At 68.2% G+C, this 24,041-nt stretch carries 19 protein-coding genes; 7 read left to right on the top strand and 12 right to left on the bottom strand.

The window, feature by feature from the left end; all coding sequences use genetic code 11:
- The first annotated feature begins 27 nt into the window (after window positions 1–27).
- The 5 genes from ABD974_RS11270 (at window position 28) to ABD974_RS11290 (ending at window position 4,316) form a co-directional block, all read left to right on the top strand.
- Entirely contained in the window at window positions 28–858 is an 831-nt protein-coding gene (locus tag ABD974_RS11270; protein WP_345303410.1) for a hypothetical protein, read from the top strand.
- A 152-nt stretch (window positions 859–1,010) separates the two neighbouring features.
- On the top strand, window positions 1,011–1,814 hold the full coding sequence (locus tag ABD974_RS11275; protein ID WP_345303411.1) for a hypothetical protein: 804 nt from the start codon (window positions 1,011–1,013) through the stop codon (window positions 1,812–1,814).
- A 55-nt stretch (window positions 1,815–1,869) separates the two neighbouring features.
- Window positions 1,870–2,502 (top strand): hypothetical protein, encoded by a 633-nt coding sequence (locus ABD974_RS11280; RefSeq protein WP_345303412.1) that lies wholly within the window; start codon window positions 1,870–1,872, stop codon window positions 2,500–2,502.
- Window positions 2,503–2,775: 273 nt separating this feature from the next.
- A complete protein-coding gene (locus tag ABD974_RS11285) occupies window positions 2,776–3,591 on the top strand; it encodes a hypothetical protein (protein ID WP_345303413.1) in 816 nt (271 codons plus the stop codon).
- A 62-nt stretch (window positions 3,592–3,653) separates the two neighbouring features.
- The gene (locus ABD974_RS11290; RefSeq protein WP_345303414.1) at window positions 3,654–4,316 is read left to right on the top strand and encodes a LolA family protein; all 663 of its coding nucleotides are present in this window, start codon (window positions 3,654–3,656) and stop codon (window positions 4,314–4,316) included.
- Window positions 4,317–4,662: 346 nt separating this feature from the next.
- On the opposite strand, the gene ABD974_RS11295 is transcribed toward ABD974_RS11290, so the two are convergent.
- The 7 genes from ABD974_RS11295 to hppD all read right to left on the bottom strand — a co-directional run bounded on the left by ABD974_RS11295 (window position 4,663) and on the right by hppD (window position 12,616).
- A complete protein-coding gene (locus ABD974_RS11295; RefSeq protein WP_345303415.1) occupies window positions 4,663–5,532 on the bottom strand; it encodes an SDR family oxidoreductase in 870 nt (289 codons plus the stop codon).
- A 143-nt stretch (window positions 5,533–5,675) separates the two neighbouring features.
- Complete coding sequence (nhaD, locus tag ABD974_RS11300) at window positions 5,676–7,094, bottom strand: sodium:proton antiporter NhaD (protein ID WP_345303416.1); 1,419 nt, start codon at window positions 7,092–7,094, stop codon at window positions 5,676–5,678.
- Window positions 7,095–7,151: 57 nt separating this feature from the next.
- Window positions 7,152–8,390, bottom strand: a complete 1,239-nt coding sequence (gene nhaA, locus ABD974_RS11305) for a Na+/H+ antiporter NhaA (RefSeq protein WP_345303417.1) — start codon at window positions 8,388–8,390, stop codon at window positions 7,152–7,154.
- Window positions 8,391–8,394: 4 nt separating this feature from the next.
- Entirely contained in the window at window positions 8,395–9,345 is a 951-nt protein-coding gene (locus ABD974_RS11310; RefSeq protein WP_345303418.1) for a sodium:calcium antiporter, read from the bottom strand.
- 60 nt (window positions 9,346–9,405) lie between these two features.
- Window positions 9,406–10,029: a lectin gene (locus tag ABD974_RS11315; protein ID WP_345303419.1), complete on the bottom strand. Its 624-nt coding sequence runs from the start codon at window positions 10,027–10,029 to the stop codon at window positions 9,406–9,408.
- A gap of 103 nt (window positions 10,030–10,132) precedes the next feature.
- Window positions 10,133–11,464 carry a homogentisate 1,2-dioxygenase gene (gene hmgA / locus ABD974_RS11320; protein WP_345303420.1) on the bottom strand — a complete coding sequence of 444 codons (1,332 nt, stop codon included), beginning with the start codon at window positions 11,462–11,464 and terminating at the stop codon, window positions 10,133–10,135.
- Window positions 11,465–11,521: 57 nt separating this feature from the next.
- Complete coding sequence (gene hppD / locus ABD974_RS11325; RefSeq protein ID WP_345303421.1) at window positions 11,522–12,616, bottom strand: 4-hydroxyphenylpyruvate dioxygenase; 1,095 nt, start codon at window positions 12,614–12,616, stop codon at window positions 11,522–11,524.
- A 131-nt stretch (window positions 12,617–12,747) separates the two neighbouring features.
- Here hppD and ABD974_RS11330 point away from each other — a divergent pair, with 131 nt between their 5' ends.
- On the top strand, window positions 12,748–13,251 hold the full coding sequence (locus ABD974_RS11330; protein ID WP_345303422.1) for a MarR family winged helix-turn-helix transcriptional regulator: 504 nt from the start codon (window positions 12,748–12,750) through the stop codon (window positions 13,249–13,251).
- Window positions 13,252–13,424: 173 nt separating this feature from the next.
- Here ABD974_RS11330 and ABD974_RS11335 read toward each other — a convergent pair whose 3' ends face one another.
- From ABD974_RS11335 to ABD974_RS11355, 5 genes are all read right to left on the bottom strand, one after another.
- Window positions 13,425–13,856 (bottom strand): hypothetical protein, encoded by a 432-nt coding sequence (locus tag ABD974_RS11335; protein WP_345303423.1) that lies wholly within the window; start codon window positions 13,854–13,856, stop codon window positions 13,425–13,427.
- A 164-nt stretch (window positions 13,857–14,020) separates the two neighbouring features.
- Window positions 14,021–15,523, bottom strand: coding sequence for a peptide MFS transporter (locus ABD974_RS11340; protein ID WP_345303424.1), 1,503 nt, complete (start codon window positions 15,521–15,523; stop codon window positions 14,021–14,023).
- Between the two features lie 160 nt (window positions 15,524–15,683).
- A complete protein-coding gene (locus tag ABD974_RS11345) occupies window positions 15,684–17,261 on the bottom strand; it encodes an AbgT family transporter (RefSeq protein WP_345303425.1) in 1,578 nt (525 codons plus the stop codon).
- Between the two features lie 85 nt (window positions 17,262–17,346).
- Window positions 17,347–18,006 carry an energy-coupling factor ABC transporter permease gene (locus ABD974_RS11350; RefSeq protein ID WP_345303426.1) on the bottom strand — a complete coding sequence of 220 codons (660 nt, stop codon included), beginning with the start codon at window positions 18,004–18,006 and terminating at the stop codon, window positions 17,347–17,349.
- Window positions 18,007–18,019: 13 nt separating this feature from the next.
- Window positions 18,020–18,880, bottom strand: coding sequence for a tryptophan 2,3-dioxygenase (locus ABD974_RS11355; RefSeq protein WP_345303427.1), 861 nt, complete (start codon window positions 18,878–18,880; stop codon window positions 18,020–18,022).
- 157 nt (window positions 18,881–19,037) lie between these two features.
- Here ABD974_RS11355 and ABD974_RS11360 point away from each other — a divergent pair, with 157 nt between their 5' ends.
- Complete coding sequence (locus ABD974_RS11360; RefSeq protein WP_345303428.1) at window positions 19,038–23,867, top strand: Calx-beta domain-containing protein; 4,830 nt, start codon at window positions 19,038–19,040, stop codon at window positions 23,865–23,867.
- Window positions 23,868–24,041: the final 174 nt, after the last annotated feature.

A 24,041-nucleotide genomic window follows, 5' to 3' on the forward strand; every position in this document is an offset into this window, starting at 1 on the left:
CGGATGAGGTTCTTCCCGACCGATGGAATGACCACGCATCCCCCGGAGATCACCATGTCGTCCCTGCCCGGCAAAGCCTTTCGCTTCTGCGCGATCGCCGCATGTTCCGTCATCGTCGCCAACGGCTGCAGGCTCGATCACAGACCCATCATTTCGCCGGGCACCGTCGCTCCGGGGCAGTACTGCCCGGGAGATACGCTCACCGCGTCCTACGATTTCCTGCGCTTCGCCGGCGGGGTCTGCACACCGCGCGCGGGAAGGCCCACCGAATGCGCCACCGCGGCGCCGACGGTGACGATGACCAGCACGCCCGCATTGTTCCCGCCGACGACCCTGCAGAGCTACCAGAACACGATCAGCTTCCCCGCCAGCGGCGACCGCGTGGACGTGAGCTTCGCTTACGGCACCGGTTCGGTCTTCGTACCCCCGTCGACGGTGCTGCTGAACGTGCGCGACAACACCGACAGCGCCACCCGCATCATCGGCAACCTCGATACGGCACTGCCGCACATGGGCCATTGCGCCGCGGGTTTCGCCATCCCCAGCTATGCGCCGGTGGAAGTACCGATGCCATCGCCGCGGCTCGGCGTCACCGGCATCTGCAATCCCGCCAGCAACGGCGTCCCGGTCAACCTCACGATCAGCGGAAGCGGACCCGGCGAAAGTTTCCCGGTCACGCTCGCGCCCGGCGAATGCCTCGACCCGAGCGCACCGGGCGTGCCGGCATTCGTCGCGAACGCGACCATGATCGGCGTCTCGCCGGCCGGCCTGCGCTGCGGCCCCGGCGGCGACGGCACGACCATGCCGCAGCCGATCCCGCCGCCGATTTCGACGCTCGTGCGCCAGGCCTGCCGCTGAGCGCATCGACGCGCCGAAACCGGGCCGCACGATGCGGCGCGGGTATCGGCACGTCGTCGCGCCACGCTGCGAACCGGTCCCCGACCGCATTTTTACGCCATTCCGAACGATCGCTTTCTTTCACGCGCTTCCTCAAGGACATCCGCATGCGCATGCTTCGACACACATGGATCCGTGGCGGCATCATCGCCGCATGCTCGGTCTGGATCGCCACCGGCTGCATCATCGATCGCGGCCCTTTGCGTCGAGGTTTCGGCGAACTTGCGCCCAGGGCGTATTGCCCGGGCGACACGATCGCCGTGTCGTACGATTTCCTGGAAGATCTGCGCTGCCCGGCCGGACTGGAAGACACCTGCACCAGTTTTTCGCCGAACGTTGCGATCACCAGCGAGCCGATGGTCTTTCCGGCGCGATCGTTCAGCGGCTACACCGGCAGCTTCACCGTGGCGGCCCCGGACCTGGACCGCTTCAGCGTGCTGTTCAATCCGGATCGCGACGAGGTCCTGATCCCGACCGCGGACATCCGCGACGGCAATCGCGTCTTCGTCGGTCGCGACAGCCGCGATCTGACCTATGTCGCGACCCGGCAGGGGCCGCTCGACAACGTGCTCACGCACGGCGGCATGTGCGCCGGCAGCGAAGCGGTGAACACGCCGCAGACGCTGCCGGGTCTGCCGCAGTTCTCGCCGAATCTGGTGCTGACCGACCTGTGCAACGTCAACGCGGTGCCGGTGATCGTCACCTTGTCCGGCGGCAGCGATGGCACGACGTACACGCAGACGCTCGCGCCGAACCAGTGCCTCGGCGAGATGCCGGGCGTACCGACCAGCACCCGCAACGCACGCGTGGTCGACGTGCGACCGATGACCCCGGACCCCGGCACGCGCTGCACCGCCACCGGCCCGAACATGCCGCCTCCGCCGCTGCGCACGCGCATCCGGATGCAGTGCCGTTGAAACGATCGCGTACCGCCGCAGCGTTCCCATTCCCCCTTTCCACCGAGGCATCGCCATGACCCCGATCCGCACCCTTTCCTGCATCGCCCTCGCGTTGACGCTGAGCCTCGCCTCGGCGCTGTCCGCGCACGCCGGCTCCGCCACCGCACAGTTGCAGTACTTCGACAAGACCACCTACAGCGGCGATCTCGCCGTCTCCGTCGATCTGTACGATCCGCCGCAAAAGCCCGGCCAATACGTCGTGCCGAAACGCTATCCGGCGACCTTGCTGTTCGAACGCCCGGATCGCTTCCGCCTCGTGCTGCGCCCCGGCGCCAAGGACGAATTCCGTGCGGTCGCCGAAGCCGGCATCGTGCATTGGAAGGACAGCGCCACGGGTCTGTCGGGCAAGGAAGAAGCCGGCAAGATCGTCGACCCGCTCGCGCTCGCGCTGCTCGGTGCCGCCGGAGAACTGCTGCGTTTCAGCGCCGCCAAGGATCTGGTGCTGCCCAAAAGCAGCAAGCTCAGCGGCGCGCGCCTGCAGCCGAACACCTGGGGCACCGGCGTCGAGCAGGGCACCGCCTGGTTCTCGTCCGAGGGCAAGCCGGTCGGCTTCGAATTCGTGCTGGCCGACGGCACGAAGGTCTTCATTTCGGTCCTGCTGTTCAAGCAGAACGTGAAGACGACGCCGGGCGATTTCCAGCTGTGATCCGACGGCCCACCGGGCCTGTCGACGACCCGGAGACCGCCGCTTTCCATGCGCAGGGACGTGCTTTCGCGAACGATCCAGACCGATGAGCGCGGCGACAGACGGTCGCATGCGCTCCCGCGGACACGCGCAGTTGCGGACATGCCGCCCGGCGCCATGTCCTGTCGCGCACGCTGCCCACGTTCACCTGCCCGGCGCCGTCGCGCAAGGCACGGACGCCCCACACCGACCCAAGCGATCGACACCGACCATCGACTCTCGAGAGACTTCGACATGCGACCTCTTTCCCTCGGCAAGACCCTGCTCGGCATGCTGGCCGCCGGCGTGCTGCTCACCAACGGCTGTGCGCTGCCGCACGCGGAACTGCGTCCTCCGAACGTGGACATCGGACGGGTGTCGCCGGCGCAGTTCTGTCCCGGCGACACCGTGACCGCGAGCTACAACCTGACCCAGGAACAACCCTGCGTCTCGCGCTCCGGTTTCGACTGCGCCACGCTGCAACCCACGATCACCATGGCTAGTACGCCGATGTCGTTCGCTCCGCGGACCGCCACCGCCTTCGCCGGCAACATCGACTTCACGCCCGCGGCCGACAGCGTGGACGTCAGCTTCACGGCGGCGTCCAGGGGCCTCACCTATCCCATCGTCACCATGAGCGGAGCGCAGGGTTTTCAGATCGTCAACCTGGTCAACAACACCGCGAACACGCGGCGCATCACCGGCGAGATCATGCGGACCGTGAACCACGGCGGCATGTGCGCGGGCAGCGCGCCCACCCACGCCGACGGCGTGCTGCCCGGGCCGCCCGAGGTGTCCGCGAACCTGCGCACGCGCCGCATCTGCAACAGCAGCACCACACCGCTGCGGCTGACCATCACCGGCGCGCCCGGCGAAATGGTCGAACGCGATCTCATGCCCGGCCAATGCCTCGATACCGGCGAGCCCGGGGTTTCGCCGGAGGTGGCGATGGCCCGCACCTACAGCGTGCGCGCGCTGACGGTCGATCCGATGGCGCAGTGCGGCGCGGTCCAGGGCAGCACGCCGCCCGCGCCGCTGCAGACGACGATCGCGCTGAGCTGCGGCATGTGAGACGGCCGACGGGCCGCCCGACGCAACGCCGCCATCGCATGCCTACATTCAAGGAACCCGACATGACGCCCATTCGCACCGCCTCCCGCGTCCGCAGCGTGCCGCAGCGGCTCGCGCTCTCGCTTTGCCTGGCATTGACGACCGCATTGGCCGCACCGCTCTTCGCGTCTCCCACCGCCAAGCAGACGCTGCTCGACATCGACAAGACGACCTACAGCGGTCAGCTCGAACTGCACGTCGACCGTTACGATCCACCCGGCAAGGACGGCAAGCCCGCCGTGCCCGAACGCTATCGCGCGCAGGTGCTGTTCGAGCGTCCGGACCGCTTCCGCCTGGTGCTGCGACCCGGCGAGTGGAACGAGTTCCGCGCCGTCGGCGAAGCCGGCATCGTGCGCTGGCTGCATCCTGCGACCGGCATTTCCGGCAAGCAGGCCGCCGAAGACGTGACCGATCCGCTGGCGCTGTGGCTGCTCGGCACCGCCGGAGATCTGCTGCGCTTCACCGGCGCGACCGATCTGCCGCCCGGCGGCATGAAGGGCGGGCTGCGCGGCGTACGCCTGGATCCGGAGACTTACGGCACCACCGTCGTGCAGGCGACGGCGTGGTTCGACAAGGAGACGCCCGTCGGCATGGAATTCCGCCTGCAAGACGGATCGAGCGTGTTCGTCTCGATCCTGCGGTTCGACCGCAACGTGCAGACCTCGCCCGGCGACTTCCAGCTCTGAAGGCCTGTTGGACATCTCCGGCGCACGCATCGGTCGACACCGTCTCGTTCACCCACGGTGCAAATCCACGCACCCGACGGTGATCATGCTCCGTGCAAGCGGGTCCGGATGACGTCGGGGAAACCCCTGTGGGAGACGCAAGTCGCGACGGGCTGCCGGATTCGGGAAACCCCCTGTGGGAGCGACGGAAGTCGCGACGCTTTTCGCAGACTTTCCCGCAGCCTGTCGCGACTCCCGTCGCTCCCACAGGAGCTGCGGCGACATGTCGGGTAGCGCGGCCGTCAGGCCGCTCTACCGGCGATCCTGCAGGGTCGCCGAGATTCCAAACAGGTTCCGAGTCGCGGCCTCAGTCCGCGTCCGTCTCCGGAAACATCGCCGCGGTCGGGCGGAAGCCGCGCGGCGCATAGCCGAAATCGCGCTGCGCATCGGCCGGGTCGAACACCAGGTCGCTGCGCATGCGCGCCACCGCGGCTTCGTTGAAATCCAGCGCGAAGCCCGCGGCGTGCGCCGCGGCCAGGATGACGTTGAACACGCCGCCCGGCACTTCGTGCAGCGTCGGCGGCGGCTGCAGCGCCGCCAGCACCCGCGCCACCATCTCGCGATAGGCCAGGGTTTCGCCGCCGGGCAGCGCGTAGGCGCGCCCGCGCGCGGCGTCGACATCGAGGCAGCGGAACGCGGCGTCGGCGAGATCGTGCGCGTGCACCGGTTGACGCAGGCCGTTCGCGCCGCGCGGCAGCACGATGCGGCCGAATCGGCGCGCGACCGCGGCGATCCGGGTCAGATTGCGGTCGCGGCCCACGCCATACACCAGCGTCGGCCGCAGCACGGTGGCCGATGCGGCGCGCGCGGCCGCGGTCTCGAACACCCTGCGCTCGCCCTCGCGCAGGCGCACGGCGAGATCGCGTTCCTCGGCATCGGCCGAACCGCGCTTGACCTCGATGCTGGTGGAACCGAAGGCGACGATCCGCGGTGTCCGCAGATCGCTGCGCGCGTACCAGTGCGCGAAAAGATCCAGCGGCCCGCAGCTGAAGATCGCATCGGGGTGCGGCGGCAGTCCGGCGACCTGCTGCAGATCGCCCGGCAGCCAGACCAGTCCGGGCTGCTCCGCGCGTGGCGTGCGCGACACCGCGTACACGCGCCAACCGTCGTCGCGCAGACGATCGAGCAGCGGCATGCCGACCTGACCGCTGGCGCCGAACACGACAGCGGTCTTCATGCGCCAACCCGCAGGCTGGCGCTGAGCGCAGCGAAGCCCAGCGTTTCGGGCATATCGTTGATCAAGCTGGGCTTCGCTGCGCTCAGCGCCAGCCTACGCATCTGCGGCCCGGATGCATTCGCGAAACGTCCGACTTGCATGGCTCAGAAATACCGGGCGTTGACGATGAAATGCACGCCCACGCTGGCCGCATACCCCAGCGCCACCGCCCAGCTCCACTTCAGATGGCTGAAGAAGGTGTATTGGCCGCGCGCCTGCCCCATCAGCGCGACGCCCGCGGCCGAGCCGATCGACAGCAGACTGCCGCCGACGCCCGCGGTGAGCGTGACCAGCAGCCACTGGCCGACGCTCATGTCGGGGTTCATCTGCAGCACCGCGACCATCATCGGAATATTGTCGAGCACCGCGGAGATCAGGCCGACCAGGATGTTCGCGCGCGTCGGCCCCAGATCGCCGTAGAACCACTGCGAGCCGACCGCGAGCCAGCCGCAGAATCCCAGCGCGCCGACGCACATGATCACGCCGAAGAAGAACAGCAGCGTGTCCCACTCCGCGCGCGCCACCTGCTCGTAACTGTCGAAGGCGTCGACATCGCCGGGCGCACCTTCGCGGTCGAAGGCTTCCGCCTCGATCCGCTGCGCGGTGCGCGACAAGCGCCAGCCGTAGAGTTTCAGCAGCGCGAGACCCGACATCATCCCCATGAACGGCGGCAGATGCAGGAACTGGTGGAAACCGACCGCCAGCGCGATGGTGAGCGCGAACAGCGCCACGATGACGACCGCGCCGCGCTTCGCCCGGACCTCGTCGTGCGCGGGCTCCGGCGCGCCGCGCGGCACCGCGAAATGCATGCAGACCGCGGGCACCAGCCAGTTCGCCAGCGCCGGCAGGAACAGCGCGAAGAACGTCCAGAACCCGACCCGCCCGCTCTGCCACACCATCAGCGTGGTGATGTCGCCGAACGGGCTGAAGGCGCCACCGGCATTCGCGGCGACCACGATGTTGATGCACGACAGCGCCACGAACTTCGGGCTGTCGCGACCGACCGCCAGCACGACCGCGCACATCACCAGCGCGGTGGTCAGATTGTCGATCAGCGGCGACAGGAAGAACGCGATCAGGCCGGTGATCCAAAACAGTCGGCGATAACCGAAGCCGCGCCGCAGCAGGCGCACGCGCAGCACCTCGAACAGATTGCGTTCGCTCATCGCGTTGACGTAGGTCATCGCCGCGAGCAGGAACAGCAGCAGTTCGGCGAACTCCAGCAGATAGTCGCGGACCGCTTCGTGCGCGAGTTCGGCCTGGCCCTGCTGCACGGCGACGATCGCCAGCACGGCCCAGATCGCGCCCGCGGCCATCATCACCGGCTGCGATTTGCGCAGATGGGTGTATTCCTCGGCGATCACCAGCACATAGGACGCGACGAACAGCGCGATGGCGGCGTAGCCGCCCCAGTGCGCGGTCAGATCCATGTAGGCATCGGAGGCCAGCGCCAGCGTCGGGCACAGCAGGGCGAAGACGGCCGCGGCGGCGGCGTGCGCGCGGCGGCGTGCGGTCGTATGCATGCAGAGCGGTTCCCTCGTCGACAACCGCAGCAGTGTAGCGTCGACGATGGCGATGGCCTACGGCTGGGGCGCCGGCTTCGGCAGCGTCGCCCGCAGCCACAGATAGCCGGCCACCGCCGCGATCACCGACGCGCAGAGCACGCCGAGCACGCTGCTGTCGGCCAGGGCCGGTGCGGCGTCGAACGCCAGCGAGGCGATGAACAGGCTCATGGTGAAACCGATGCCGCACAGCAGGCCCAGGCCGACGATGGTCTTGAAGTCGAGCCCGTCGCCGAAGCGGGCGATGCCGGTGACGTGGCCGAGCAGCGCCGCCAGCACGATGCCGATCGGCTTGCCCAGCAGCAGACCCAGCGCGATGCCCAGCGGCACCGGCGCCAGCACGTCGCCCGGTGCCACGCCGCCCAGCGCCAGCCCCGCGTTCGCGAACGCGAAGACCGGCAGGATGCCGTAGGCCACCCACGGATGCAGCGCGTGTTCGAGATGCTCCAGCGGCGAATGTTCGATCTCGTCGTCGATCGCATCGTCCCTGCGCACGTGCGGAATCATCAGGCCGGTGACCACACCGGCGAGGGTCGCGTGCACGCCGGACTTCAACACGCACACCCACACCACCACGCCCAGCAGCAGGTAAGGCGTCAACGAACGCACGCCGCGACGGTTCAGCACCGCCATGATCGCGATGGCGACGCCGGCCGACACCAGCGCCGTCGTCGACAGATCGCTGGTGTAGAACACGGCGATGATCACGATCGCGGCGAGATCGTCGAGCACCGCGATCGTCGACAGCAGCAGTTTCATCGCCACCGGCGCGCGCGAACCGAGCAGCGAGAGGATGCCGAGCGCGAACGCGATGTCGGTCGCCGCCGGAATCGCCCAGCCCTGCATCGCCACCGGGTCGTCGCGGTTGATCGCGGCGTAGATCAGCGCCGGGCAGGCCACGCCCGCCAGCGCGCACAGCAGCGGCTGGATCAACTGCGCCCGGCTGGACAGCTGGCCGCTGAGCACTTCCCGCTTGATCTCCAGCGCCACCAGCAGGAAGAAGATCGCCATCAGGCCGTCGTTGATCCACAGCAGCAGCGGCTTGGCCAGATTCAGCTGGCCCACGCGCACCTGCACCGGCAGTTCGCGGAAACCGTCGTAGAACGGCGACAGCGGCGAATTCGCGAGCAGCATCGCCAGCACCGCCGCACCGATGAGCAGGATGCCGCCTGCGGCCTCCAGCCGGAAGAATTCCTGCAGCCCGCGCACCGCGCGCGAAGGCAGCCCCGGCGTACGCGCGTCCTGATGCGTCGTCATGCGATCACCGCGCCAGCAGCAGTTCGGCCACGACCCACGCGACGAACGCGAGCAGCAGCACCCAGCCTTCGGGCCGGCTGATCTGCAGGTCGCGACGCAGCATCGGATACAGCAGCAGCGATGCCGCGAGCGCGGCCGGCAGCTCGAAGCCGACGAAGGACGTGGGGATCGGCAGATCGCGCAGCGCGGCCATGCCGCCGACCACGATCAGCAGATTGAACAGGCTCGAACCGATCACGTGGCCGACGACGATGTCGCCCTGCCCGCGACGCGCGGCCGAGACCGCGGCGACGGCTTCCGGCAGCGCGGTGGCGATGGCGACCACGATCAGACCGGTGAGCACCGGGCTCAGGCCCCACGCGGTGCCGACGATGGGCACGTGCCGCACCAGCCACAGCGCGCCGAAATACAGCAGCGCGGCGCCGATGGCGAAGCGGACGAGATTGAGGCCGAGGCCGTCGCCGGTCTTGAGGAACCCCGCGAGTTCCTCCTGCAATTCCGGCGTTTCGCGCCGGCCGAGCACCAGCGCGATGGCGACCACGACCACGAACGCGACCACGAAGAGCAGGCCCTCGACGCGCGTGAGCACGCCGTCGAAACCGAGCGCGATCAGCGCGAGCGTGGCGAGCACCAGGCAGATCAGCAGCGGCGCCAGCGCGCGCCAGCGCACCAGCAGCGGCGCCGCGATCGCGGCGAGACCGAGGGTGAGTCCGAAATTGACGATGTTGCTGCCGATGGCGTTGCCGAGCGCGAGGTTCTGGCTGCCGACGACGAAGGCGCGGGCATTGACCGCGAGCTCCGGAATCGACGTGCCGAAGGCGACCAGCAGCAGGCCGGTGGCGAACGGCGACCAGCCGAAGCGCCGCGACAGCCCGGACGCGCCCTTCAGGATCGAGTCGCCGCCCAGCGCGAGGAACAACAGCGCCAGCAGGCACCAGCCCAGTGACAGGATCATCGCAGCGTCTCCCTTGGCATCGTCCGCCCGATTCTATGCCAGACCGGCGGGACGTGCGCCTCAGCCGCAGCCTTCGACGTAATCGATCTGCGGCGGGACACCGATGCGCCAGGCCACGATCGCGCCGCCCGCATCGGTCTCGAACACGAGCGCGGCAGGACCGCCGGCGGCATCCTGCGTGCGCAACGTGCGCGCACCCTCGACGTATTTGTGCGGCGTCGACTGCATCGCGGGATACAGTCGCGCGATGTCGTCGGCGGACATGCCGACCTTGCCGCCGCCGGGCGCGAGGATGGCATCGCTGCGCACATCGATGCGCGCGAACTTGCCGCCTTCGAACATGAAGGCGAAGGGGAACGGCGGTGCGCCGCGCGGTGCCGGCGCCAGGAAGTAACAACCGCCGGCATCGTCCGGTGCGCCTTCGAGCGCCTTGCCCCAGGCCATGCGCACGGCTTCTTCGTCGGCGCCGAAAGGCGCGGGTCCGAAACCGGCGAACGTGATGGTGCCGGCCGCAGGCCGTATGCCCGGCACGGCATCGACCGCAGGCGGCGCATCCGTGGCGACTGCAGGCGGCGCATCGACGGCAGGTGTCGTCGCGGGCGTCGCGGGCGCTTCGTCGCGACAGCCGGCAAGCGCGACCAGAGCCGCGGCGATGAGAGCGGGGATCAGGATCGGCGTGCGCATGCGACGGCTCCGGCGAAGGGGTCGGCACAGGGTAAACCGCCGCATCGCGCGCCGCGATGCGGCGTGCGGATCGCACGACCGGCCATGCGCCGTCGCGCATCCTTCACGACATGAAATGTTTCCGCAGTCCCGCCCAGCACTGCTGGTAGTCGCGCTGGCGATGCGCGGCGTCCAGCGCCTGCTGCGTGGGCCGCAGCGTCGCCCGGGTTTCGAACATGAAGGCCATGGTGTCGCGGATGTAATCGGGCTTCGAGGTATCGCTGTTCGACGCCTTCTCGAAGGTCGACGCGTCCGGGCCATGACCGGTCATGCAGTTGTGGATCGAACAACCGCCCGGCGCGAAGCCGTCGGCCTTCGCGTCGTACGCGCCGTGCACCAGACCCATGAACTCGCTGGCGATGTTGCGATGGAACCACGGCGGACGGAAGGTGTTCTCCATCGCCAGGATCCGCGGCGGGAAGATCACGAAATCGAGATTGCCCACGCCGGGCGAATCGGTCGGCGAACTGAGCACCAGGAAGATGCTCGGATCGGGATGGTCGTAGCTGATCGAACCGATGGTGTTGAAGCGGCGCAGATCGTACTTGTACGGCGCATGGTTGCCGTGCCAGCCGACCACATCGAGCGGCGAATGATCGATCGTCGCGCGCCACAGATGGCCCTGGAACTTGCCGATCAGTTCGAAATCCTGTCCAAGGGCCGCGCCTTCGACATCCTCGAACGCCGCGTTCGGCGTGAGGAAATCGCGCGGATTGGCCAGACCGTTGCTGCCGATCGGGCCGAGGTCGGGGAGACGCAGGAAGGCGCCGAAGTTCTCGCACACATACCCGCGGGCGACGCCGTCGGGCAGCGACACGCGGAAGCGGATCCCGCGCGGGATCACCGCGATCTCATGCGGCTCGATCTCGATCACGCCCAGCTCGGTGTCGATCTTGAGCCGCCCCTGCTGCGGCACGATCAGCAGTTCGGCGTCGGCGTCGTAGAAGAACCGGCCGATCATGTCGCGGTTGGCCGCGTACAGATGGATGCCGACGCCCGCCATCGCCGCAGGCGAACCGTTGCCGGCCATGGTGAACAGACCGTCGATGAAATCCACCGCGGCGGCGGCCGGATCGGTGCCCGGCAACGGCAGCGGACTCCAGCGCAGCTGATCCGGCGGCACCGGCCCGGCCCCGAAATCGTTGTGGAAGTCGGGATGATGATGCGCGACGAAGCCGCCGTGCATCGCCGCCGGCCGGATGCGATACATCCAGGTGCGGCGGTTCTGGTGGCGCGGCGCGGTGAACGCGGTGCCGCTGATCTGCTCCGCATACAACCCGTGCGCCACGCGCTGCGGCGAATTGCGCCCCACGGGCAGCGTGCCGGGAATCGCCTCGCTGGCGAATTCGTTGCCGAAGCCGGATTGGTAGCCGTTGGATTTCAGGGTGGGCGACATGCGCTGGCCTTTACGCTGCGGGCGCCGCTCCCGTCGGGAGGGGCCATCTCATCTTGCTCAGAGGAAACCGCGCTTCATCTGGTCGCGCTCGATGCTTTCGAACAGCGCCGTGAAGTTGCCTTCGCCGAAGCCTTCGTTGCCCTTGCGCTGGATGATCTCGAAAAAGATCGGACCGACCGCGTTCAGGGTGAAGATCTGCAGCAGCTTGCGCTGTTTGGTCTCTTCGTCGGCATCGATCAGGATCTTGTTCCTGCGCAGGCGCTCGACATCCTCGCCGTGATCCGGCACGCGCTGGTCGATGACGTCGAAATAGGTGTCGGGCGTATCCAGGAATTGGATGCCGGCCGCGCGCATCGCCTCGACCGTGGCATAGATGTCGTCCGTGAAACAGGCGATATGCTGGATGCCTTCGCCGTTGTACTGCTGCAGGTATTCGTTGATCTGCGACTTGGGATCGGACGATTCGTTCAGCGGGATGCGGACGATGCCGTCGGGCGCGGTCATCGCCTTCGACAGCAGGCCGGTCTTCGCGCCCTTGATGTCGAAATAGCGGATCTCGCGGAAGTTGAACAGGCGCTCGTAGTAGTTCGACCACTTGTCCATGTTGCCGAAATAGAGATTGTGGGTGAGGTGATCGATGAAGGTCAGCCCAAGCCCCTTGGGCATCATCTCCGCGCCCGGCAGCCATTCGTAGTCGGGATCGTGGATGGTGCCCTTCTCGTCGTAGCGATCGACGATGTACAACATGCAGCCGCCGATGCCTTCGATCACCGGCGCGGCGACGGCCTTGGTGAGTTCCTTGTGGGTGATCGGGGTAGCGCCGTTCTTGAGCGCCTGCACCCGCACCCACTCGGCGAGCTTGTTCACGCGGATCGCGAAGCCGCAGGCGCTGGGGCCGTGCTTGGCGACGAAATCGGCGGCGAAGGAGTCCGGATCTTCGTTGATCAGGAACGTGCAATCGCCCTGGCGGTAGGTGCTGATCGGCCGCGTCTTGTGACGCGCGACCTGCACGAAGCCCAGCCGGCGGAAGTAGTCGTGCATCTGTCCGACCTGGTCGGCCGGCGCGGCGAATTCGACGAACTCGAAGCCGTCGATGCCCATGGGATTCTCGAAGGTGGTGACCTGCATGCCGGGATTGGGCTGGGCGTTCATGGCGGGCGTCCTGTGGCGTACTGCGGGTGACGGAAACGATGGAGCACGGGCGTTGCGTGCGGCGCGGCGGCGCTTGCGACGGCCGCGTGCCGGGAATATAGTTTCAGCTGAAACTATTTGCAAGGCAGGCCATGACCACACCTTCCGCCGCCGCCGACACGCATGCCCGGCATCCGCATGCGCAGCTCGATCTCGAACACTTCCTGCCGTACCGGCTCAGCGTGGTGTCGAACCGGATCAGCCAGATCATCGCCGACACCTACGCGCGTCGGTTCGGCATCGGCATCACCGAATGGCGGGTGATCGCGGTGCTGGGACGCGAACCCGGGCTGTCGGCGAACGGCGTGGCCGAGCGCACGGCGATGGACAAGGTCGCCGTGAGCCGCGCGCTGGCGCGACTGATGGAACGCGGACTGGTGCAGCGCGATACCCACGGCGACGATCGCAGGCGTTCGGTGCTGGAATTGAGCGCGGCCGGCTACCGGATCTACGACGAGGTGGTGCCGCTGGCGCTGGCGCGCGAACGCGCGCTGCTCGCGCATTTCAGCGACGAGGAAAAACGCCAGCTCGACACGCTGCTGGACAAACTGGGACAGGGCCTGCACGGGCTCGCGCACGAGGACGGCGCGGACTGATCGCCAGCGCCGCGCCCGGGCAAAATGCGCAGGCCAAACCGCGCAGGCGGAGTTGAGCGCAGGAACGCAGGCTGGGCTGAGCGCAGCGAAGCCAGCGTCAGGTTTTCCCGGGAGATGCTGGGCTTCGCTGCGCGAAGCCCAGCCTACGTCCAGTCCAACCTACGCGCTCGCCGTCAGCGCAGCCAGCCGCGCATGCGTGCGCGCCGCGCGAACCAGACCAGGAACAGCGATCCCGCGAGCACCATCGACGGCATCGCCAGACCGCCCGGACCGTACACCGCATAGCTGTCGGCGATCAGGAACGCGTGGGTCATCTGCACCACCACGCCGATCAGCGACAACACCAGCACCGGCAACGCGAGACGGTTGCGCAGCAACAGCAGCAGGCAACCGGCGACGCCGCCGAACACGCCGATCGCGAAGGCCGCGGTGGCCCAGGCCGGACGCGCGAGACGCAGTTCGCGCGCGGCGTCCGGCATGGCCTTCAGAGCCTCGGCGGTGATCGTCGCGTCGGCGATGTAGGCCCACACGCCCATTCCGTTCCAGAGCAGGAACAACACGGCGGCCACCCAGAACCACGGCGGCGGTTTGGTCGACAGATGCATCGGAATTCTCCCCTTTCGATGAAACGTTCGAGCGATGGGTGGACACGTCCAGTGTGAATCTTCATGGAAAAACGGGCCCGCGTTTCCGCGGGCCCGCTTCCGGCCATCCGATCCGTCGGACAGCCCGGCCGCGGACGCGCCGCGGCGAATGCGTGCGGTGCCGATTACTTCACGCCGTGCATCAGACGCTGGACCAGCGGCGCGCCGATGAAGAGCAGCGCACCGGCGCCGACCAGCGCCCAGAAGCCGAAGGTGTAACCCGACAACGCCGAAGCCGCGGTCATGCCGCCCTCGCCGCTGACGTGACCGGCGAAGATGCCGGCTAGGTTGTTGCCGATGGCGATCGACAGGAACCAGCAGCCCATCGCGAGGCCGGCCAGACGGCCCGGGGCGAGCTTGGTGGTCATCGACAGACCGATCGGCGACAGGCACAGCTCGCCGACCGACTGGATCACGTAGACCATGAACAGGGTCCAGAACGGGATCTTGCCGGCGCCGTCGACCATGCTCGAGAGCGCGACCATCAACAGCAGGAAGGCGAGGCCGTTGAAGATCAGGCCGAGGCCGAACTTGCGCGGGATCGACGGATTGAGCTTGCCCATGCGCACCCACATCCACGCCATGATCGGCGCGAGGGTGATGATGGCGACCGAGTTGACCGACTGGAACCACGCGGTCGGGAATTCCCAGCCGCCGAGATCGCGGTCGACGATGCGTTCGGCGAGGAAGTTGAACGAGCTGCCGGCCTGTTCGAAGAACATCCAGAACATCACGTTGAAGAAGAAGATCAGCAGCATCGCCATGACCTTGTCGCGCGCGACGCCGCCCTCGCGGGCGCCCTCGGCGAGCAGCATCACCGCGGGGATGACGATCAGCGCCATCAGGATGCCCTGCAGCACCTTGGCGTCGATGGTCAGCAGGAAATAGAACAGCGGGATGCCGATGAAGGCGCCGATCGCCAGCACCATCAGCACCCGGCCCATGCCGGTCTGGTCCGGCGGCGGCAGGCCGATGCCCTTGAGCTGGTGACGGCCGAACCAGAACCAGACGAGGCTGAGGATCATGCCGATGCCGGCGGAGATGAACACCATCTTGTACGCGGGCATCGCGTCGGTGCCGAAGATCCGCTGCGCCAGCATCTGGGTCACGATCGGCGCGATCATCGCGCCGAGGTTGATGCCCATGTAGAAGATGGTGAAACCGGAATCGCGGCGCTCGTCGCTCTGGGCGTAGAGCTTGCCGACCATGGTCGAGATGATCGGCTTGAACAGACCGTTGCCGACGATGATCGTGGCCAGGCCCAGCTTGAACACGGTCTCGTTGGGCGAGGCCAGCAGGAACAGCCCGACCGCCATGATCACCGCGCCGAGCAGGATCGAACGCTGATAGCCGATGAGCTTGTCGGCGACGTAACCGCCGAAGATGGCACCGGCGTAGACCAGCGCGAGATACGCGCCGTAGAGCTCGCTCGCGGGCTTCTCGCCCGAGGCCTCGCCGCCGTGGAACTGGGCCACGATGTACAGCACCATCGCCCAGCGGATCCCGTAGAACGCGAAGCGCTCCCAGAACTCCGACATGAACAGCATCCACAGCGGTTTGGGATGCCCCATGATCTGCGTGAATTCGGGAATGGCCGGCTGGCCGGGTGTCGTCGTCGCTCCGCTCATGCGGGGTTCTCTCTTCTGATGGAATGTGGTCGGGACACGGGGCCGGCGCGAGCGCGCACAGCCGGCGGAGAATGACCGACCCGGGTCCGGGCCGTCAAACCGCGACCGTATTGCTGCGTCGCAGCAACCCTTTCCCTACATCACATCCGCATGCCCGGGATCAGCTACCGGCCGGATAGTTGTAGCTGGCCTGCAGGCCCAGCGGCAGCCCCAGTCCCCAGAACGCCAGAAGCAGCAAAGTCCAGCACACCAGCAATGTCACCGTGTAGGGCAGCATCAGCGCGACCAGAGTGCCGATGCCGGTCCCCTTCACGTAGCGCTGGCAGAAGACCACGATCAGCGGGAAATACGGCATCAGCGGCGTGATGATGTTGGTGGTGGAATCGCCGACCCGGTAGGCGGCCTGGGTCAGATCGGGCGAGACGCCCAGTTGCATCAGCATCGGCACCATCACCGGGCCGATCAGGCCCCATTTCGCGGACGCCGACCCCACCAGCAGATTCACCGAGGCCGTGAGCAGGATGATACCGAACAGGGTCAGGCCCATCGGCAACCGCATGTTCTTCAGCGCTTCCGCGCCTTCGACCGCGATCAGCGCGCCGAGATTGCTCTGGCCGAAGGCATAGATGAACTGCGCGCAGAAAAACGCCATGACGATGTAGTACCCCATGCCGCTCATCGACTTGCTCATGCCGGCGATGATGTCGCGATGGGTTTTCACCGATCCGGAGGCGATGCCGTAGACCACGCCGGGAATCAGGAAGAAGATGAAGATCAGCGCCACGATCGATTGCATCACCGGCGCCTGCGCGACCGCGAGCTGGCCGGCGACGCCGCCCGGCGCGTCCGCAGGCGCGCGCCAGGGCGAATCCGCCGGCAGCAGCGTGAGCACGAACAGCGCGGCCGCGACCAGCATCGCCAACACCGCGAACATCAGGCCGCGGCGTTCGTTGGCGGTCATCGCTTCCATCGCTGGCGGCAGTTGCGCCGGATCGCCGTCCACCGGGGTGTTGCGCAGCCTCGGCTCGATCACCCGGTCGGTGAGGAACCAGCCGACCGCGACGATCATGAAGGTCGAGGTGGTGGTGAAAAAGTAATTGTTCAGCGGATTGACCACGAACGCCGGATCGATCACCCGCGCCGCCGCCTGGGTGAGGCCGGCCAACAGCGGATCGAGACTCGACGGCACGAAGAACGTGGCGGAAAAGCCGCCGGACACGCCCGCGAACGCGGCCGCGATGCCGGCGAGCGGATGGCGACCCGCCGCGTAGAAGATCACCGCACCCAGCGGAATCACCAGCACGTAACCGGCGTCGACCGCGACATGGCTGAGCACGCCCACCGCGATCAGCGCCGGCGTCAGCAACCGCTTCGGCGTGACGCTCAGCATCGCGCGCAGGGCGGCGTTGATGAAACCGGTGTGTTCGGCCACGCCCAGGCCCAGCATCGCCACCAGCACCACGCCCAGCGGCGGGAAGTTGACGAAGGTCTTGACCATTTCGGCCATGAACGCGGTCAGGCTCGCGCCGGCGAGCAGGTTCTTGATCTGGATCGGCTCGCCGTTGCGCGGATCGATGGCGTCGAAGGACACGCCGGACAGCAGGGCCGACACGATCCAGACCACCGCCATCAGGCCCAGGAACAACAGGGCCGGATCGGGAAGCTTGTTCCCGATGCGTTCGACACTGTCGAGGAAACGGCTCATGAGGCCCGGCTTGGGCGGCGCGGTCTGGGGCATCGGTCGCGATCGTTGTTGGCGGAAACGCGATCCTAGCGGGGCCGAAGACGGTCGTGCAGAGACTTCCGGACGCAGACTGAACGCGTTATTCAGGCGCCTGCGGCGGCAGGTAACGGGCGTCGTCGAAGGTCGCGCACCACTCGGGCCGATAGACCACGATCAGCGCCATCGCGGCCCCGCAGAAGAAACCCTCGCCGAACATCATCGGCGGCGCGGCGGCGAGATAGGCCGCCATCGATGGATCGTCCTGCACGGCCGCGACGCCGGCCTTCAGCAGATGCGATGCCGCGATCGCGAGCGCACCGCCGAAGAACCCGCGCACCCAGACGTAGATCAACAGGTTCGGCGGCAACCGGCGCTCGATGAAGCGGCCGACCGCTTCGGACACCAGCACGCCCGAGACGCCGCAGACCAGAAAGTCCGGCGCCCAGCCGTACCAGGCGCTGCCCATCGCCCACGCGGCCAAGCTGACCGCCGCCATCGACCAGAGCGCGAAGCGCGCGCCGAACATCAGGCTGGCCACGGTGGCGCCAACGAAATGCAGCTTCACGCCCTGCAGCGCGTCGGCGTTGAACCAGCGCATCGCCGCCAGCGCCACGGTCGCGAACAGCAGCACGCGCAGCGCTTCGGGGTCGCCGCGCAGCTTGTACCAGGGCAGGCCGCGCGCGGCCCACGCGAGTGTCGCGCAGGCGAGCATGAATGCGATGCCGTGCGCGATGCCATTCGCGATGATCGCGGCCGACATCGTCGTCGATCCCTCAGCGCGTCGGCCCGATGACCGAACGCACGTCGAACAGTTCGGGGAAGAAGGTCAGATCGAGCGCCTGGCGCAGGAAACCGGCGCCGCTGGAACCGCCGGTGCCGCGCTTGAAGCCGATGATGCGCATCACCGTGCGCAGATGACGGAAACGCCAGATCTGGAACTGGGTTTCGAGATCGACCAGATCCTCGCACAGCGCGTACTCGCGCCAGTAGATGTCGGTGTTCTCGTAGATGCGTTCGAACACCGGCAGCAGCGCCGGATCGTGGACGTGCGCGCGGGTCCAGTCGCGCTCCACGTGCGACGCCGGCACCGCGTGGCCCCAGCGCGCGAGGTAGCGCAGGAATTCGTCGTACAGGCTCGGCGCATCCAGCGCGGCGCGCAGTCGCGCATGCGCATCGGGGTCGTATTCGAAGACCCGCAGCATCGCCGCGTTCTTGTTGCCCATCAGGAATTCGATGCTGCGGTACTGCAGCGACTGGAATCCCGACGACGGGCCGAGCACATCGCGGAACTGCATGTATTCCGAAGGCGTCAGCGTTTCCAGCACCGCCCACATCGCGGTCAGCTGCTCCTGCACGCGCTTGCAGCGCGCCGCGACCTTGCCGAACTGCCAGACGCGATCGTTGCGGAGGTGCTCGACCGCGGCGGTCAACTCGTGACCGAGCAGTTTCATCCACAGCTCGGCCACCTGGTGCTGGACGATGAACAGCATTTCGTCGTGATGCGGCGGGTTCGACAGCGGGTGTTGGGCGCTCAGCAGGCGGTCCAGTTGCAGATAGCCGCCGTAGGTCATGCGGCCCGAGAGGTCGGTGTGGATGCCCGCTTCGAGCGGGCGTTCGTTGCGATCGATGCTCATCCATACAGAGTAACGCACAACCGTATGGAAAACGCGTCGCATTCCCCTGTTCAGCCGGGCCGGTCATCGGATTGCAACCCACAGGCGCGACGATTTCCGTCACAATTCCCGACCCGCGCTCTGTCGCGGTGTCATCTTTCTGGATCGGGGGATCACCATGCTTCGTTTCGTTGGCCGCGCCGTTGCGGCCGGTGTCATCGCGTTGCTGTCCATCGCCGGCGCACCCGCGCTCGCGCAGACCATTCCGCTCACCGGCGGCACTTACAGCCAGGACTTCGACACGCTGTCGAACACCGCCGGCAGCACCACCAACACCACGCTGCCCACCGGCTGGCTGTTGACCGAAACCGGCGGCGGCGCCCGCGACAACGAGCAGTACGCGGTCGACACCGGCAGCAGCAACACCGGCGACACCTTCAGCTACGGCGCCGCCGGCAGCACCGAACGCGCGTTCGGCAGCCTGCGCAGCGGCACGCTGGTCTCGGTGATCGGCGCCTGCTTCACCAACGCTACCGGCAACACCCTCACCAGCCTCGCCGTCGCCTACACCGGCGAAGAATGGCGCCTGGGCACCGCGGCGCGCACCGACCGCGTCGACTTCCAGTACAGCCTCGACGCCACCTCGCTGACCACCGGCACCTGGGTCGACGAGAACACGCTCGACTTCATCACGCCGAACACCGCCACCGTCGGCGCGAAGATCGGCAACGACGCCGCCAACCGCACCGCGCTCAGCGCGACCCTCGGCGGCCTGTCGATCGGCAACGGCGCGACCTTCTGCTTCCGCTGGAGCGATGCCGACGCCTCGGGCGCCGACGACGGCCTGGCCATCGACGACTTCTCGGTCAACACCGGCGGCGTCGCCGTCCCGGCGCTGGCGGTCAACGACGTCACCATCGTCGAAGGCGACAGCGGCACCAGCACCGCGTTCTTCGGCTTCGGCCTGAGCCAGCCGGCCGGCCCCGGCGGCGTCAGCATCGACTACGCGACCGCCGACGGCACCGCCACTGCCGGCAGCGACTACATCGCCGCCAGCGGCACGGTCACCATCCCCGCAGGCAGCACCTCGGTGGTGGTCGGCATCACCATCAACGGCGACACCACGCCGGAAGCGAACGAGACCTTCTTCGTCAACCTCAGCAACGTCACCGGCGCGGTCGTCGCCGATGCGCAGGGCCTGGGCACGATCGAGAACGACGACGTCGCCGTGGTGCAGATCCACGACATCCAGGGCCCCGGCCTGACCTCGCCGCTCAACGGCGCGACGGTCACTACCGAAGGCATCGTCACCGCGCTGAAGTTCAACAACGGCTTCTTCCTGCAGACCGCCGACGCCAGCGTCGACGCCGACCCGGCCACCTCGCAGGGCATCTTCGTCTTCACCTCGACCGCGCCGCCGGCCACCGCCGCGGTGGGCAACCGCATCCGCGTCAGCGGCACGGTCACCGAGTTCACCCCCACCAGCAATCTCAATCAGCTGTCGATCACCGAGATCGTTTCGGTGACGTCCATCCAGGTGCTGTCCACCGGCAACGCCCTGCCCGCGCCGGTCGATCTGACCGCCGCCGATTTCTCCGCCGCCGCCACCCCGGGCACCGCCGAGAAATACGAAGGCATGCGCGTGCGCGTCGGCCAGGGCCTGGTGGTCTCGGGCTCGGACGGCAACATCACCGAGTCCAGCGCCACCTCGTCGACCACCGGCGTGTTCTACGTCGTGCTGCCGACCGTGCAGCGTCCGTTCCGCGAGCCGGGCATCGGCATCCTCGACACCTTCCCGATCCCGGGCGGCAAGACCCCGCCGCGCTTCGATACCAATCAGGAACGCCTGATGGTGCGCAGCCGCGGCCAGGTCGGCGCGACCGCGCTGGCGCTGGACGCCGAGGCGCAGATCGCCAACATGACCGGCGTGCTGGATTACTTCTCGGGTTCGTGGGCGATGCTGCCCGACGTGGGCTCGGGCACCACGACCGGCGGCAAGACGCCGACCGCGGTGGCCGACGCCGGTCCCGACGACGTGACCATCGGCGGCTTCAACCTGCTGCGCTTCTTCGATGAGATCAACGACAGCAACGGTGCGCCCACGCTCACCGCCGCCGCGCTCGACAAGCGTCTGACCAAGACTTCGCTGGCGATCTGCGACTTCGTGAAGGCGCCGGACATCCTCGGCGTGGTCGAAGTCGAGAACCTGCGCGTGCTCGGCCTGCTCGCCGACCGCATCAACGCCAACTGCGCGCGCGCGCCGCAGTACGTGCCGTATCTGGTGCAGGGCAACGACGTCGGCGGCATCAACGTCGGCTTCCTGGTCAGCACCCGTCTGGTCGGCACCGATCCGCGCGTCGAAGTGCTGGAAGTGACCCAGTTCGGCAAGGACACCGTCTTCAACAACCCGAACGGCAGCACCAGCCTGCTGAACGACCGCCCGCCGCTGATGCTGCGCGCGATCGTGCACGGCAGCGGCGGTGCGACCTATCCGGTCACCGCGATCGTCAACCACCTGCGTTCGCTCAACGGCATCGACGACACCGCCGCCGGTAGCAGCGGCTGGCCGACCGAAGGCGACCGCGTCCGCGCCAAGCGCCTGCAGCAGGCGGTGTTCCTCGCCAACCTCGTGCAGGCGCGCCAGGTCGCCGATCCGGCCGAGCGCATCATCCTGCTCGGCGACTTCAACGCGTTCGAGTTCAGCGACGGCTATGCCGACGTGATGGGCGTGGTGCGCGGCAACGCCGCCGCCGAAAACCAGGTCATCGCCTACGCTCCCAGCCCGATCACGCGTCCGCTGATCGACGGCTCGGAGCTGATCCCGGCCGCGGCCGACCGCTACTCCTACGTCTTCGAAGGCAACGCGCAGACCCTCGACCACGTCGTGCTGAACGAGCCGATGATCATGGACGCGGCCGACATCGTCGTCGACCACGCCCGCATCAACGCCGACTTCGGCGTGCACAACTACGGCGTCGCCGGCAACGGCATCCGCGTGTCCGACCACGACCCGGTGCGTGTCGCGATCTCGGTCGCGGCCTTCCGCAACGCCGACCTCGGCATCACCGCGACCGCGGCCCCGGCCACGGTGCACGTCAACGGCACCGCCACCTACACGGTCACCGCGAGCAACGCCGGTCCGGGCGACGCCGATTCGGCGTCGGTCGCGCTGGTCTTCAGCGCCGTGGTGAGCCCGGCGGTGACCGCGCCGGCCGGCTGGACCTGCACCGCGCCGGTGCAGACCACCACGACCACCGTCACCTGCACCACGGCCAAGTTCAGCAACGGCGCCAGCGCGGTGTTCACCGCCGACGTCGTGGCCGGCTCCGCGCTGGTCAACACCAGCATCGGCCTGCAGGCCGCGATCGCGTCGACCACCACCGATCCGGCCAACGGCAACAACCAGGCCTCGGCCAGCGTCGCCGTGGTCGCCGAAGCCGACCTCGCCGTCACCGCCAGCGCCGGCGGCACGATCGACGTGGGCGGTACCGCCAGCTTCACCGTCGTGACCACCAACAACGGCCCGGACGACGCCGAATTCGCCAGCACCGCGCTGGTCTTCGGTGCGCTGGTGTCGCCGACGGTGACCGCGCCGGCCGGCTGGACCTGCGCCGCGCCGGTGCAGGACGCCACCACCACCACCGTCACCTGCACCACGTCGGTGTTCGCGAACGGCGGCAGCGCCAGCTTCACCGCCAGCGTCCCGGCCGGTCCGGAACTGGGTGGCCAGAGCCTCGCCCTCGCCGCCGCCGTGGCCTCGCAGTTCGCCGATCCGAACAGCGGCAACAACCAGGCCGTCGCCAGCGTCGCCGTCCGCGCCATCGCCGATCTGGCGGTGACCGCGGGCGTCGTCGCCACCCCGGTGCAGGCCGGCAACACCGCCGCCTTCACCGCCTCGGTCGCCAATGGCGGTCCGAACGCCGCGAACGGCCTGGCCGTCCAGTTCGACTTCAACGCCCTGGTGACGCCGACGGTGACCGCGCCGGCCGGCTGGACCTGCGCCGCACCGACGCAGACCGCCTCCACCACCAGCGTCGCCTGTTCGGCCGCCACGCTCGCGGGCGGCACCAACGCCGGCTTCGGCGCGGCCTTCCCGGCCACCGCCGCGCTCGCGGGCGGCAATGTGACGATGACCGTCACCGCGACTTCGGAAACGGCCGACAGCTCGACCGCGAACAACAAGGCCACGGCCACGGTCGCGATCAGCGCCGGTGCCGATCTGGCGACCACGGTCACCGCCACGGCCGCGTCGATCCCGGTCGGCGGCACCGCCGATTACGTCGTCACCGCCAGCAACACCGGCCCGAGCGCCGCGACCACGGCGAATGTCGTCCTGAGCTTCAACGCCCTGATCTCGCCGACCGTCGCCGCGCCGGCCGGCTGGACCTGCGCCGCGCCGGTCCAGGCAGGCACCACCACCACCGTCACCTGCTCGGCCGCGAGCTTCGCCGCCTCCGCCTCCGCCCGGTTCAACGCCAGCTTCGTCGCCGGCGCCGCGCTGGACGGCCGCACCGTCACCCTGACCGCCACCGCGTCGTCGTCCACCAACGATCCGGTCGCCGGCAACAACCAGGGCAGCGCGTCGGTGCAGATCGCCTCGTCGGCCGATCTGTCGGTCCGCATGATCGGTCGCAGCGAGCGCGCCGGCGTGTTCCTGCTCTCGGTGCACAATGCCGGCCCGAGCGCAGCGCAGACGCCGTCGCTCACCCTCACCGGCAACATGCTGCCGCGCAACGTCGTGCTGGCGCCGGCCACCGGCTGGACCTGCGCCACCACCGCGGTCGGCACCGGCTTCCGCATCGACTGCAACGCCAGCGCGCCGCTGGCCGCGGGCGCCGATGCGTACTTCGGTCTGGTGCTGGCGGGTCGCGGCCCGCAGACGGTCACGGTCACCGCCACGGTCGCGTCGACCACGGCCGACCCGAACACCGCCAACAACAGCGCGAGCCGCGTCGTGCGCAGCAACGGCCTGCCGCTGCAGTGCGTGCACCGCTACTGCCAGAAGTGATACGACACACCCGGCACCGGAACATCGGTGCCGGGACGTGGCGAACCCAGAAGCGCGGCTCCGGCCGCGCTTTTTTTTCGCGCGAAAAGACGCGCACGCAAGGACGAGCACGCGACGCGCGCGCCATACGCTTCCGCACGTCGCAAGTCATGATGCGCTGCGCAACGGACGCTT

Origin of the sequence: Lysobacter hankyongensis (assembly GCF_039543145.1) — a bacterium.
GTDB lineage: Bacteria > Pseudomonadota > Gammaproteobacteria > Xanthomonadales > Xanthomonadaceae > Lysobacter_I > Lysobacter_I hankyongensis.

Bases quoted from the DNA above. Each gene is read 5' to 3' on its own strand.
- nhaD (WP_345303416.1), bottom strand. From the start codon at position 7,094: ATGCATACGACCGCACGCCGCCGCGCGCACGCCGCCGCCGCGGCCGTC.
- ABD974_RS11360 (WP_345303428.1), top strand. From the start codon at position 19,038: ATGCTTCGTTTCGTTGGCCGCGCCGTTGCGGCCGGTGTCATCGCGTTG.
- ABD974_RS11295 (WP_345303415.1), bottom strand. From the start codon at position 5,532: ATGAAGACCGCTGTCGTGTTCGGCGCCAGCGGTCAGGTCGGCATGCCG.
- ABD974_RS11335 (WP_345303423.1), bottom strand. From the start codon at position 13,856: ATGCATCTGTCGACCAAACCGCCGCCGTGGTTCTGGGTGGCCGCCGTG.
- ABD974_RS11275 (WP_345303411.1), top strand. From the start codon at position 1,011: ATGCTTCGACACACATGGATCCGTGGCGGCATCATCGCCGCATGCTCG.
- ABD974_RS11280 (WP_345303412.1), top strand. From the start codon at position 1,870: ATGACCCCGATCCGCACCCTTTCCTGCATCGCCCTCGCGTTGACGCTG.
- ABD974_RS11355 (WP_345303427.1), bottom strand. From the start codon at position 18,880: ATGAGCATCGATCGCAACGAACGCCCGCTCGAAGCGGGCATCCACACC.
- ABD974_RS11330 (WP_345303422.1), top strand. From the start codon at position 12,748: ATGACCACACCTTCCGCCGCCGCCGACACGCATGCCCGGCATCCGCAT.
- ABD974_RS11350 (WP_345303426.1), bottom strand. From the start codon at position 18,006: ATGTCGGCCGCGATCATCGCGAATGGCATCGCGCACGGCATCGCATTC.
- ABD974_RS11270 (WP_345303410.1), top strand. From the start codon at position 28: ATGACCACGCATCCCCCGGAGATCACCATGTCGTCCCTGCCCGGCAAA.
- hmgA (WP_345303420.1), bottom strand. From the start codon at position 11,464: ATGTCGCCCACCCTGAAATCCAACGGCTACCAATCCGGCTTCGGCAAC.
- ABD974_RS11315 (WP_345303419.1), bottom strand. From the start codon at position 10,029: ATGCGCACGCCGATCCTGATCCCCGCTCTCATCGCCGCGGCTCTGGTC.
- ABD974_RS11285 (WP_345303413.1), top strand. From the start codon at position 2,776: ATGCGACCTCTTTCCCTCGGCAAGACCCTGCTCGGCATGCTGGCCGCC.
- hppD (WP_345303421.1), bottom strand. From the start codon at position 12,616: ATGAACGCCCAGCCCAATCCCGGCATGCAGGTCACCACCTTCGAGAAT.
- nhaA (WP_345303417.1), bottom strand. From the start codon at position 8,390: ATGACGACGCATCAGGACGCGCGTACGCCGGGGCTGCCTTCGCGCGCG.
- ABD974_RS11345 (WP_345303425.1), bottom strand. From the start codon at position 17,261: ATGCCCCAGACCGCGCCGCCCAAGCCGGGCCTCATGAGCCGTTTCCTC.
- ABD974_RS11290 (WP_345303414.1), top strand. From the start codon at position 3,654: ATGACGCCCATTCGCACCGCCTCCCGCGTCCGCAGCGTGCCGCAGCGG.
- ABD974_RS11310 (WP_345303418.1), bottom strand. From the start codon at position 9,345: ATGATCCTGTCACTGGGCTGGTGCCTGCTGGCGCTGTTGTTCCTCGCG.
- ABD974_RS11340 (WP_345303424.1), bottom strand. From the start codon at position 15,523: ATGAGCGGAGCGACGACGACACCCGGCCAGCCGGCCATTCCCGAATTC.